13 protein-coding genes are annotated in these 12,350 nt (G+C 54.0%); 8 read left to right on the top strand and 5 right to left on the bottom strand.

Going from position 1 to position 12,350, the window contains the following annotated elements:
- The first annotated feature begins 55 nt into the window (after positions 1–55).
- A complete protein-coding gene (locus PGS10_RS02370; RefSeq protein WP_045394028.1) occupies positions 56–805 on the top strand; it encodes an alpha/beta fold hydrolase in 750 nt (249 codons plus the stop codon).
- Between the two features lie 15 nt (positions 806–820).
- Here PGS10_RS02370 and PGS10_RS02365 read toward each other — a convergent pair whose 3' ends face one another.
- Both PGS10_RS02365 and PGS10_RS02360 read right to left on the bottom strand, forming a co-directional pair.
- Positions 821–2,254, bottom strand: coding sequence for an aldehyde dehydrogenase (locus PGS10_RS02365; RefSeq protein ID WP_316422362.1), 1,434 nt, complete (start codon positions 2,252–2,254; stop codon positions 821–823).
- Between the two features lie 188 nt (positions 2,255–2,442).
- On the bottom strand, positions 2,443–3,111 hold the full coding sequence (locus tag PGS10_RS02360; protein WP_063416024.1) for a hypothetical protein: 669 nt from the start codon (positions 3,109–3,111) through the stop codon (positions 2,443–2,445).
- Positions 3,112–3,344: 233 nt separating this feature from the next.
- On the opposite strand from PGS10_RS02360, the gene PGS10_RS02355 reads away from it, so the two are divergent.
- Both PGS10_RS02355 and PGS10_RS02350 read left to right on the top strand, forming a co-directional pair.
- Entirely contained in the window at positions 3,345–4,943 is a 1,599-nt protein-coding gene (locus PGS10_RS02355) for an ABC transporter substrate-binding protein (RefSeq protein WP_063416022.1), read from the top strand.
- A 17-nt stretch (positions 4,944–4,960) separates the two neighbouring features.
- Entirely contained in the window at positions 4,961–5,194 is a 234-nt protein-coding gene (locus PGS10_RS02350) for a YdcY family protein (RefSeq protein WP_047048747.1), read from the top strand.
- An 8-nt stretch (positions 5,195–5,202) separates the two neighbouring features.
- On the opposite strand, the gene PGS10_RS02345 is transcribed toward PGS10_RS02350, so the two are convergent.
- Together PGS10_RS02345 and PGS10_RS02340 are read right to left on the bottom strand one after the other, a co-directional pair.
- Positions 5,203–5,652 (bottom strand): DMT family transporter, encoded by a 450-nt coding sequence (locus PGS10_RS02345; protein WP_316422361.1) that lies wholly within the window; start codon positions 5,650–5,652, stop codon positions 5,203–5,205.
- Positions 5,649–6,167 (bottom strand): GNAT family N-acetyltransferase, encoded by a 519-nt coding sequence (locus PGS10_RS02340; protein WP_047048742.1) that lies wholly within the window; start codon positions 6,165–6,167, stop codon positions 5,649–5,651. The genes PGS10_RS02345 and PGS10_RS02340 overlap by 4 nt, the downstream gene beginning before the upstream one ends.
- 160 nt (positions 6,168–6,327) lie before the next feature.
- Between PGS10_RS02340 and PGS10_RS02335 the strand changes: the two genes are divergently transcribed.
- The 3 genes from PGS10_RS02335 (at position 6,328) to PGS10_RS02325 (ending at position 8,450) form a co-directional block, all read left to right on the top strand.
- Positions 6,328–6,903, top strand: a complete 576-nt coding sequence (locus tag PGS10_RS02335) for a helix-turn-helix domain-containing protein (RefSeq protein ID WP_015366420.1) — start codon at positions 6,328–6,330, stop codon at positions 6,901–6,903.
- Positions 6,904–6,968: 65 nt separating this feature from the next.
- Positions 6,969–8,006, top strand: coding sequence for an NADP-dependent oxidoreductase (locus PGS10_RS02330; protein WP_316422359.1), 1,038 nt, complete (start codon positions 6,969–6,971; stop codon positions 8,004–8,006).
- Between the two features lie 150 nt (positions 8,007–8,156).
- Entirely contained in the window at positions 8,157–8,450 is a 294-nt protein-coding gene (locus tag PGS10_RS02325; protein WP_316422358.1) for a DUF406 domain-containing protein, read from the top strand.
- Between the two features lie 72 nt (positions 8,451–8,522).
- On the opposite strand, the gene pqqU is transcribed toward PGS10_RS02325, so the two are convergent.
- Positions 8,523–10,634 carry a TonB-dependent receptor PqqU gene (pqqU, locus tag PGS10_RS02320; protein ID WP_316422356.1) on the bottom strand — a complete coding sequence of 704 codons (2,112 nt, stop codon included), beginning with the start codon at positions 10,632–10,634 and terminating at the stop codon, positions 8,523–8,525.
- Positions 10,635–10,898: 264 nt separating this feature from the next.
- On the opposite strand from pqqU, the gene PGS10_RS02315 reads away from it, so the two are divergent.
- Complete coding sequence (locus tag PGS10_RS02315) at positions 10,899–11,960, top strand: YncE family protein (protein WP_316422355.1); 1,062 nt, start codon at positions 10,899–10,901, stop codon at positions 11,958–11,960.
- A 139-nt stretch (positions 11,961–12,099) separates the two neighbouring features.
- Positions 12,100–12,321: a YgdI/YgdR family lipoprotein gene (locus tag PGS10_RS02310; protein ID WP_015366425.1), complete on the top strand. Its 222-nt coding sequence runs from the start codon at positions 12,100–12,102 to the stop codon at positions 12,319–12,321.
- The last annotated feature ends 29 nt before the right edge of the window (positions 12,322–12,350 follow it).

Raw genomic sequence — 12,350 nt, 5'->3', positions numbered from 1 at the left:
AATTATCTTGATGGCTGTATATAAATACAGTTAAAAATAATAAGGATGCCATCTGATGAACAGCTTCTATTCGCATTTAGCCGGCGCAACGGTCCGTTGGTTTGATTTCCAAGGCCAGGGGGACCCTATTGTGTTCATTCATGGGTTAGGTTGCGCCTCTTCATACGATTACCCGCCAGTGGTTTCTAACCCTATATTGAATGGGCGCCGGGCCTTACTAATTGATCTTCCAGGCTATGGTTACAGCGATAAACCGCTTCAATTTGGCTACCGAATTGCTGACCAGGCTGCGGTCGTTGTGGAGTGGCTGAACAAATTGCAGGTCAGCCGCTGCATTCTCTACGGCCATAGTATGGGGGGCAGTGTGGCTATTGAGGCAGCGCAGCGGCTGGGCAAACGCGTTGAGGCCTTAATTGTCGCCGAGCCCAATCTCTATGCTGGTGGGGGATTTTATAGCTGTAAAATCGCCGGGCAGACGGAAGATGATTTTATCGCCAACGGCTATCAGTCGATGCTGGCGGCAGAAACGTCCCCATGGAAAGGTTGCCTACAAAATAGCGCACCGTGGGCGTTATGGCGGGGAGCTACCAGCCTGGTAGTAGGCGCTTCTCCCTCGTGGTTTGAGCGTTTTATTCACCTGCAATGCCGTAAAACGCTTATCTACGGTAGTTTATCGCTACCCTCACAGGAAGCGGAAGACGTCGAAACTGCGGGTATCGCATTGGCTGTCATACCACAGGCGGGGCATTCGATGGCATGGGAAAACCCGGCCGCGCTGGCGCGCGCGATTGCCGGGCTGGTCTGAAAGCATCGCGGTAAATCAGAACGGTAATTCGCGCGGGCGAGTTTGCATGGTTATCCAGCGAAGCTCGGTGAATTCAGCGATCCCGGCGCGCCCGCCAAAGCGGCCATAGCCGGACGATTTACAGCCGCCGAACGGCATCTGCGCTTCATCATGTACGGTAGGGCCGTTAATATGGCAAATACCGGTTTGCAGGTTTTGCGCTACATTCCAGGCGCGGGCGCTATCGCGGCTATAAACCGCTGCCGCCAGCCCGTACTCGCTATCGTTCGCGACGGCCAGAGCCTCTTCCTCGCCGTTAACCCGGATCACCGATTTGACCGGGCCAAAAGATTCCTCATGCCATATTCGCATTTCACGCGTCACGCCATCCAGCAGGGTGGCGCGCATCTGCGTCGACTCCGCTTTTCCACCGCAGAGTAAATGTGCGCCTTTACTTAGCGCATCATCAATCAACGCGTTGCAGCGTTGTACCGTTTTCAAATCGACCACCGGGCCGAGAAGCGTAGAAGGTAGTGCGGAAGCGCGTTGGCTGATTAATGCGACGAACTCATCCGCGATGCTCTCATCGACAATAATGCGTTCGGTCGACATACAAATCTGTCCGGCGTTGGCAAAAGCGCCGAAAATCGCGCCAGCCGCGGCTTGTTGTAAATCTGCGTCATCCAGGACTAACAGCGGCGCTTTGCCACCCAGTTCAAGTATCGCAGGTTTCAGATGCTCTCCGCAGGTGCGGGCAATAATGCGCCCCACTGGCGTTGAACCGGTAAAATTGACCCGTCGTATGGCTGGGTGAGCAATCAGCGTCTCCACCAGCGCAGGCGCATCGGCTGGCGAGCAGGTAAGATAATTCACTACTCCATCGGGAAATCCCGCCGCCGCGAGGGCATCGACGATTAAGCTTTGCGTCGCCGGTGAGAGTTCCGAGCCCTTAAGGATAACCGTATTGCCACAGGCCAGCGGCGTGGCGATGGCACGGGTCGCCAGAATGAGCGGCGCATTCCACGGCGCCATAGCCAGCACCACGCCGGCCCCCTGACGTACACCCATCGCCAGATTGCCGGCCACGTTGGAGGGAATAATTTGACCTTCGATTTGCGTGGTTAAGGCCGCGGCTTCACGCAAAATATTTGCCGCCAGGTGTATGTTGAATCCGGCCCAGTGCGCTGTCGCGCCGGTCTCCGCCGCCATAGTAGCGATAAATTTCGCCTCTCTACGCTGCATTTGCTCGGCGGCTTCCAACAACAGCCGGCGACGTTCGGAGGGGATGGTGTCGCGCCATGAGGGGAATGCGGCGGCGGCTGCTTCTGCGCAGCGACGAGCGTCATTGATGCTCGCCGCTGCGGCGGTAGAGGCTATCTCGCTATGTTGCGGATAACGGCGAGTGAAAGTGGCGTGACCTTCGGCATCGTGCCAGCGGCCGCCGCTATATAAGCTGCAGGTTATTGTCATTAGCGTAACCTCATTGGTCTGCGGAGCGTCGAGTCTACCGCCTTACCTCATTGCGTAGCGGCGAAAGGGCGGTTATCGCACAATTTTTTTGCAGATTTCTCAGCGGGTCACAACTTAGTACAATAATGAGAACGGCGAACATGGGCCGCAGCAAACACAATCTATTCGCCACAGCCCACAGAGGATAGTTAATGTAATGGCTGTTCCTGTAGCGCGTCAGAATATTGTTTTAGTCTTTTAATTTTATCTTTTAAAATCCAGCTTAACTCGGAAATATTCATTTTTATTTCGTCAATATCGACCGAACAGCCTTCCACGAAGGCAGGCGTTGTGCCGACGACGCCGCTCGCCAACGCTTTATTTGTTTCACAGCGATAGCCGATCTCATAAAGCCTATCGCTTAGCTTTTTCTCAAAAGCGTTGAGATTGTCATAAGCCCTGAGATAGTCCGTAATTTGCGCGGCGGAATGTAATATATGAAATCGTGATTTCACGGCCGGCGTTTTATCAAGATCAATAGCAATTGAGTCGTCGGGAACGAATAGATTAACGGTGGGTACTGCCGCCGCTGGCGAACGTCGGGTTACATCATAAATCCCTCCATCGTCGGCCTGTAAGGCGGCGTGATGCGTTGCGACCAGAAAACAGCCCGGCCAGTAGTTTATCTCCCAGCCCAGCAGCATTTTTCCACCGACCTGTTCGATCGCCGCGCTGACGTTCCAGTAGGCGTTTCCCTCGGGCCCCGGTTTATCAATAACCGGGAGATAGATTGGACTGGCGCCAGGATTCAACTCTTCGGCAAATTGCAACAACCGCGGGTCGTTGAGAGTGATAGGCTGATAAATCGAATTCGTCATGTAACGCTCCTTTGACTGAAATGGGACAATGCGGCACGCGATTGGATCTTAGTCGTAAATAATCATTTTGTCGTACCGGTGCGGGAGTCGCTGATGATAGTGACGTTAAGCAAAGCAAACAGCGCTAACCTTATGAGTTAAAGTGTGAATCTAATAGCGATTCATTATTTGCTGGTTGTATTCCGCTGTGCTGTTATTAGTAGGCATATAACAAATTTATAAGGTTTATAACCATGTCTACAGGGAAATCACTACTTGCGCTGGCTTTAAGCGCGCTGTTACCGGCCGGCGCCGCGTGGGCGGCATCCAACGACACGCTGGTCTACTGCTCGGAAGCCTCGCCGGAATCCTTTAACCCGCAAATCGCCAGCTCTGGCCCTTCATTCGTTGCCAGCTCACAGGTGCTCTATAACCGCCTGATTACCTTTGACCCGCTTAAAAACACGCCGATTCCGTCGCTGGCGACCGAATGGAAAGTGTCTCCGGATGGTAAAACCTGGACCTTTACGCTGCGTAAAGGCGTGCAGTTCAACAGCAATAAATACTTTAAGCCGACCCGCGATTTCAATGCGGATGATGTGCTGTTCTCGGTGCTGCGCCAGCAGGATCCGCAGCATCCTTATCACAACGTGTCGCAGGGCAATTATGAATATTTCCACGACGTCGGTCTTGATAAGCTGATTAAAGAAGTGAAGAAGATCGATGATTATCACGTTCAGTTTGTGCTGAGCGAGCCCAACGCGGCGTTTCTTGCCGACTGGGGAATGGACTTCGCTTCGATTCTTTCTGCGGAATATGCCGATGCGATGTTGAAAAAAGGAACGCCGGAATACGTCGATAGCTGGCCGATTGGCACCGGCCCGTACGCGCTCCAGCAGTACAAAGTGGATTCACAAATCCGCTATATTGCCAACCCGCACTATTGGGAAGGCGAGGTGCCGACTAAACATCTGATCTTCTCGATTACGCCGAACGTTGAGACTCGTCTGGCTAAGCTGCAGACCAATGAATGCCAGATTATTCCCGCACCATCGCCGGTACAGTTCCCGGTGATTAAAGGGAATAAAGATCTGACGCTACACGCGGTGGAAGCGTTGAACGTGGGGTATCTGGCATTTAATACTGAAAAGAAACCGTTTGATAACGTGCTGGTACGTCAGGCGCTGAACTACGCCACCGACAAACAGGCGATTGTGAAAGCGGTCTTCCTTGATTCCGGCAACGTGGCGAAATCGCCGATCCCGGCCAATATGCTCGGTTACAAGAAGGATTTACCGGATTACGACTACAATCCGCAGAAGGCGAAAGAGCTGCTTAAGCAAGCGGGATTGGAGCAGGGCGCAGAAGTGACCCTATGGTCGATGCCGGTACAGCGTCCGTATAACCCGAACTCGAAGCGTGTCGCTGAAATGATTCAGAACGACTGGAGCAAGGTCGGCATTAAAGCGAAAATCGTTAGCTATGAGTGGGGCGAATACCTTTCCGGGATGCGCAAGGGCGAGCATGATAGCGCGCTGTTTGGCTGGATGTCCGATAACGGCGACCCGGACAACTTCGCCGGCACGCTGTTAAGCTGTGATAATATCAAAACCGGCTCTAACGTGGCGCGCTGGTGCGATAAGTCCTATGATGCGCTGGTGAAAAAAGCGCTTCTGCTAAGCGATCCGCAGGCGCGCGCCAAACTTTACCAACAGGCTCAGGAAATTTTCTATCAGCAGGCGCCGTGGATCACGCTGGCGACGGGTAAAACTTTCTACGCCACCCGCAGCAACGTCAGCGGCTACAGCGTGAGTCTGATGGGAAGCGATTTTTCCAAAGCGAAGCTGAATTGATCAAAAAGGAGAGCAGGATGGCCCATCTGGACGATGTCATTGCCAGGGTCGATGAGACCATTGCCGGGGGCGTGATTAGCCATATGAACGAGCTACTGATTGCGTTAAGCGATGATGCTGAACTGGGCCGTGAAGAACGCTATACCCAGCAGCAGCGCCTGCGCACGGCGATAGCCCATCACGGGCGTCAACATCATGAAGATCAAGAAGCGCGCCGCGAACAGTTAACCAAAGGCGGCGAGATCCTTTAAGGGTGAGTTCAAAACTGGCGCCTGGCCACCAACCAGGCGCCGACCACCAGCATCACCGCCCCGCATACTGGCCCGATTAACGCCCTAATCGGCACGCCGTGGGCGCGAATCAAATCAATAATCAACCCGCCTACCAGCTGACTGGCCACCAGTACCGCAATGGTCGTCGCCGCCCCTACGGTTTGATAACCGCTGATGCTGGCGAAGACGAAAAACGATCCCAGCAGGCCGGGGATGAGGGTCCACCATTTGATATTCAGCGCCAGTTCCTGAAAACCTGCCGCGCCGTGGCGCAATAGCAAAATAGTCACAAAAATAACAATTCCCACCAGCGAATTGAGCAACATGGCGATAAGAATCGTCGAGGCGGATTGGGTAATGCGGACCATCAGGGTGTTTTGCAACACCAGACCGACACCCGCCGCTATCAGGCAGACAAGGGTGAGCGACTGATTCATGCCTCGCCGTCCGGATCCAGGCGATCGTCGAGCTGCAGCTGCATAAAGGTCAGATCCAGCCAGCGGCCGAATTTAGTCCCCACCTGCGGCATCTGCCCACTGGTGATAAATCCCAGGGTTTCATGCAGATGCAACGAAGCGTTATTGCGGGATTCAATTCCGGCTACCATCACATGTTTACGCAGGCGTCGCGCTTCAGCGATAAGCGCGACTAACAACTTGCGGCCGATCCCCTTACCCTGATGATCGGGATGGACATACACCGAATGTTCAACGGTATGGCGGAAACCGTCAAATGCGCGCCAGTCGCCGAACGAGGAGTACCCGGTAATGACGCCGTTTTCTTCACTCACCAGCACCGGATAACCGGCAATCTGCCGGGCTTCAAACCAGGCAATACGGTTATCGGTATCGACGGTTTTGTCATTCCAGATGGCAGCGGTATGCAGTACGGCGTGATTATAGATTTCGGCGATCGCCGCGCAATCGTCTTTACTGGCATGGCGGATGGACATAGCAAGCCTCAAAGTCTGTACACTATAGTAGTACGGTATTATTACAATAATGAACGGCAGGCTGTCATCAGTTTTAGCAATAAATTTTACACAGAACGCTGCAGCATCGGGGATAGCGGACAGTTGTGTAATACGGTGGTGCGCACTATATTGTTACGCCATGAATACTATAGAAGACAACCTCAACCAGCGCATTAGCGCACGCATTCGTATCGAACGCGAGTCCCGCGGCTGGTCGTTGAGCGATTTGGCTGAACGCGCCGGGGCCTCGCGGGCAATGGTGCATAAAATTGAACGTGGCGAGAGTAGCCCCACCGCGGCGATGCTGGGCCGTCTCTCTGGCGCGTTTGGCATCAGTATGTCGACGTTAATTGCGCGTGCAGAGATGCAGGAGGGCAAGCTTTTGCGCTTTGCCAACCAGCCGGTGTGGCGCGATCCGCAAAGCCACTATTTGCGCCGGCACGTCTCGCCGCGTAGCGATCTGCCGATCGACCTGGTGCAAATAGAGTTGCCGGCCGGCAGCGATGTACCGATGCCCGCTTCTTCGTACGCGCTGGCGCGACAGCTCATCTGGCTACAGCAGGGTGAATTAGTTTTTGTTGAAGGGAATACTCGCCATCAGATGCAGGCGGGGGATTGTCTGGAACTGGGGCCGCCCAACGATTGCCGATTTATCAATGAGTCCAGCGAGACTTGCGTCTATCTGGTGGTACGCCTGAATCAATCCGGCTCATAATGTTAAAGCGCGTTAAGCATAAAACGGCTAGCCTCAGTACAGGCCGTTAACAAGAGGAGTTTGCTATGACCGCTAATCCACAACGCCATCACCGCTGGATATTGGCTTCACGCCCGCACGGTGAACCTACCGCCGAAAATTTCAGACTGGAAGAGGGCGATCTGCCGACGCCGGGGGCGAACCAGATCCTGCTGCGGACTATTTATTTGTCACTCGACCCTTATATGCGCGGACGGATGAGCGATGCGCCTTCTTATTCGCCACCGGTGGACATTGGCGCGGTGATGGTCGGGGGGACGGTAAGCCGTGTGGTGAGCTCTAATCACCCTGATTTTAAACCCGGTGAGTGGGTGCTTGGCTATAGTGGCTGGCAGGATTATGCGCTTTCCGATGGTAGCGATTTAGTTAAGCTCGGTGACAATCCTGAACACCCTTCCTGGGCGCTGGGGGTGTTAGGTATGCCGGGATTTACCGCTTATATGGGGCTGCTGGACATCGGCCAGCCGAAAGCGGGCGAAACGCTGGTGGTAGCGGCGGCAACCGGGCCGGTGGGGGCCACCGTCGGGCAGATTGGCAAACTTAAGGGTTGCCGCACCGTCGGCATTGCCGGCGGCGCCGAGAAATGTCGTTATGCGGTAGAGACGTTAGGCTTCGATGTTTGTCTTGATCACCGCGCTGCGGATTTCAGCCAGCAGCTGGCGCAGGCGTGTCCGCAGGGAATCGATGTCTATTATGAGAACGTCGGCGGTAAAGTCTTTGATGCGGTTCTGCCGTTGCTGAATACCGCGGCGCGGGTCCCCGTGTGCGGATTGGTTAGCGGCTATAACGCCACCTCGCTGCCGGATGGACCGGATCGGCTGCCGCTGCTGATGGCGACGATCCTTAAAAAACGTATTCGTATGCAGGGCTTTATCATCGGCCAGGATTACGGCCATCGCATTGCCGAGTTCCAGCAGCAAATGGGGCGCTGGGTACAGGAAGGTAAAATCAAATATCGCGAGCAGCAGATTGATGGCCTGGCGCAGGCGCCGCAGGCGCTGATTGGCCTGCTGAAGGGAGAAAACTTCGGCAAAGTGGTGATTAACGTCGCAGCGGACGAGTAACGTCACCGCCTTCTCTAACGCCCCCGAAGACGCGTGCGGGGGCGCTTTCGCCGCCTTTAACCAACAAAATGACTAATCCATACTTTTATTAATGGTTTGCTTTTCCGTGAGCGGCTTTTTATCCTTAAGGAAACTTAAGAGGTTAATGCGATGAAAGATGTAGTTGATAAATGCAGTACCAAAGGCTGCGCCATTGATGTTGGCACCATTATCGATAACGAAGACTGCGTTTACCGGGTCGAGAAATTTTTCCCTACCCGTGAAGAGGCGGAGTCCGCGGTAGCGGCCATTCGCGAACGCGCCGTTGCCGCCGCCAGCGAAACGCCGTCCGTAGATTACACGATTGAGCAGGTGGGTAATGAGGCGAAACTGGACGCGGCGGTGAATTTCTCCTGCCAGGCGGAAAAAATTATTTTCGAATTGTCCTTGAGAAGCGCGTTCTAACAGACTGCGGTGGAATCAAAAAGGGATCCCTATTGGGATCCCTTTTTTATCATCACCCATCGGCGGGCGTAGTTACTCGAAACGCCAGGCGAGATTCATACCGATGCCGAAGTTACGGCCCGGCGCTGGTTCGTAATAACGACCATTGGATTCGTTGACAATCACTGAGCCCGCGTAATTACGGTCAAACAGGTTATCGACGCTACCGAACAGATCCATATCCATTTTCCCGTAGCTCCACTTATAGCCGGTGGTCAGGCCAACCACGGTCCACGATGGCGCTTTGGCGGTGTTGGCGTCGTTGGCCATAATGTCGCCCATATAACGGATATCGCTCCCTGCGTACCAACCCTGTTCCGGCTGGTAGCCGAAAGAGGCATAGCCCATATTGCGGGCGATGCCCGGAATGCGGTTGCCGTTGCAGTCTGACGAACCGCAAACGTTCGTGCGATAGGTGGCATCGAGCCAGGTCCATGCCGCTTTTAATTTCCAGCTATCGCCAAACTGCTGGTCGAGGCCAAGTTCCATTCCCTGACGACGGGTTTTACCGGCGTTTTTATAGCTGGTGCGGCCGCCGCTGCTGGAGTCGACCACAATCTCATTGTCGGTATCGGTCTGGAACAGCGCGGCGGTGAACAGTCCGTTGCCTATCCGCGTTTTGCTGCCAATTTCCACGGTTTCATTTGTGGAGGGTTTAAGATCGAAGTTTAATCCGCTCTGATTGCCGGAACGATACGAGAGTTCATTGATTGTCGGCGTTTCAAAACCGCGCCCGGCGGAAAGATAGATATTCCAGGCATCCGTGACGGCATATTTCAATGAACCGGCTGGCAGCCATTTGTGGTAGCTGGCATCGCCGCTATCGTCGCCGTTACCCGGAGTGACGTAATAGTCGTTAGAGTCAAACCACACCGAACTGTAGCGGACGCCAGCGTCTAGGGTCAGTTTCTGCGTCAACTGCCACTGGGTTTGCAGGTACGGATCCAGGTTCCACATCAGATTGCGTTCATTACGGCGCAGGTCGCCCTGTTCGCCGTATTGCGGCGCGCCGTTCACCAGAACGTAGTTTTCATAGCCCTTACGTCGTTCGCTCATGTTTTCGTAATCAAGACCGGTGGTAAAGGTCACTGGCACCAGTAATTCACCGCGGTGGGTCCAGCGGGTGTCGATCCCCTGATAATGGCGAGTTAAATCGATGACGCCCCCGGAATGCGAGGGCTTCAGCTGCGGCGCCATCGGGATTGATTGGTACTGAGTGGTTTCGCGCTCGCCGGCGTACATCATCACGCTCAGATCGTCCTGCTGGCTAAGCTGGCGTTCGTAGCGTAACCCGGCCTGGGTCTGTTTCACCGTTTTACGCGTGTTGTATTGATCGCCGCGCGGCGATTGGCGCGGATTATTCTGCCACTCCTCGTAGCTCAATCCGCCCGGGTCATTAGCTTTGATATCCACGCTATTGAATAGCAATGTTAATTTACTGACGTCGTTAATCCGCACGCCTAATTTGGCGTTGGCGAGATTTTTACGCGCGCCGCTGTGATCGCGAGAACCATGAGTGGTGAAACGGTTGGTCGATACCGTGTAGTCGACATCACCTGCCTGGCTACCGTCGCCGACGGCGCCGGTAGCTTTCAGTCCGTAATGCCAGGTACCGAAGCTGCCGTAGTAGCTGCTGGCCTCGATGGTCGGCGGCTGGCTGCCGGTTTGGGTATTGACGTTAATTACGCCGCCGGAAGAGTTGCCATAGAGCGCGGAAAAAGGTCCGCGTAACACTTCCAGGCTATCGATACTGCCGATATCGATATTCGATGTCTGCCCCTGGCCATCGGGCATGGTGGCAGGGATACCGTCTACATATAGCCGCAGGCCACGGACGCCGTAGGTGGAGCGGGAACCGAAACCACGAATCGACAACTGCAAATCCTGAGCATAGTTTTGCCGGTTTTGTACCTGCAAACCGGGTACCGCGCCGAGCGATTCCGAGAGGTTAATTCGCGGGGCGGCCTGACGCATATCATCGCCATTCACTACGCTGACGGCGGCAGGGGTATCCAGTTCGGAAACCGAGGTAGGCGTCGCCGTGACGACCATGGTTTGTTCGTCGTTGGTGCTGGCGTGCACGTTGGCGACGAGAGGGAGTAATAAAGCGGGGAGCGCGACCGTGCGCATGGCAATAATCTTCATCAGAGCGACTCGCAAAGAGAAACGTACCAAATGGAACATATGTATATATGTTACACCGTTTGTAAATTCTTTGAAAAGAATTAACTAACCGGTCGTTAAGTAATGGCAAGTAAAGGTGATTCTTTTAACCAAAAAAGGCAATTAACGCTCCACATTACGATAAATAATGATTACTATTCTCATTTACAAAAAGAGTGAAGTTAACCTTCACGCTGTGGAAGCCATCTCTAACCAGTAATTAATTGTTCTATAAAGGGAATCGTTATGTCATTACGTCAGTTATCCGCGCCGCGTCTGCGTCGTTCTCTGTTATTAACGTCGTTACTGTTGGCAGGCAGCTTCAGCGCCCACGCCGCCGAGGAGCTCCTGCGCAAAGCGGTCGGTAAAGGCGCGTACGAAATGGCGTATAGCCAGCAGGAAAATGCGCTGTGGGTTGCCACCTCGCAAAGCCGTTCGCTGGATAAGGGCGGTATCGTCTATCGTCTGGATCCGACCACGCTCGACATCACCCAGGTTATTCATAACGACCTGAAACCGTTCGGCGCCACCATCAATAACACCACCCAGACGTTGTGGTTTGGCAACACCGTTGATAGCAGCGTGACCGCAATAGATGCCAAAACCAGCGCGGTGAAAGGGCGACTGGTGCTCGATCACCGTAAACGTAGTGATACCGTGCGCCCGCTGCAGCCGCGTGAGCTGGTGGTGAATGAGAAAACCAATACCGTGTATATCTCCGGGCTGGGTAAAGAGAGCGTGATTTGGGTGGTGGATGGCGACAAGCTGACGCTGAAAGATACCATTGCCAATACCGGCGCGATGGCCACCGGGCTGGCGCTCGATGCTGACGCTAAACGTCTTTACACCACCAATGCCGATGGCGAACTGCTGACTATCGATACCGATAGCAATAAGATCCTCTCGCGTAAGAAGCTGCAGGATGACGGTAAGGAGCATTTCTACCTGAACCTGAGTCTGGATACAGCCGGTCACCGCGCTTTCATTACCGACAGCAAGCAGCCGGAAATGCTGGTGGTGGATATTCGTGACGGGAAAGTGCTGCAAAAAATCGCCGCGCCGGAATCTTTAGCGGTGCTGTTTAACCCGGCCCGCAACGAAGTCTACGTCACCCATCGCAAAGCGGGTGAAGTCAGCGTCATTGATGCTAAGACCTATAAGGTTGTCAAAACCTTCAAAACGCCGACCTTCCCGAATAGCCTGGCGCTGTCCGCCGATGGAAAAACGCTGTTTGTTAGCGTGAAGCAGGAGTCAACTCGTCAGAAAGAGGCCACCGCGCCGGACGACGTAATCCGCATTGCCCTGTAATCCCCAGGGAGGGGGCGACCCCTCCTTACTCCGGGTCTCATCCTCTGTTACAAACCGCTATTAGCCTGATTACTATAAAGGTTATACACTTACTTTTTCCCGCGCGCGGCGGGAGAGTGGTAATCATTCTGGAGAAATTATGAAAAAGCCATATATGGTGATCTGCGCGGCGGCAATGCTGGCGCTTCTGGCAGGCTGCAGCTCTAATTACGTCATGACGACAAAAAGTGGGCAAACTATTGTGACCCACGGCAAACCGCAGTTGGATAAAGAGACCGGCATGACCAGCTATATTGATGAGTCTGGCAACAAACGCGAAATCAACAGCAGCGACGTTGCTCAACTGGTGGAAGATAATTAATTTTTCGGTGACGGTTTGCCCGCTGAGGG

Source organism: Klebsiella sp. 141153 (assembly GCF_032601995.1).
Classification (GTDB): domain Bacteria; phylum Pseudomonadota; class Gammaproteobacteria; order Enterobacterales; family Enterobacteriaceae; genus Klebsiella; species Klebsiella aerogenes.
Note: the sequence above shows the minus strand (reverse complement) of the source record. Positions and strands in the feature narration are given on the sequence as shown.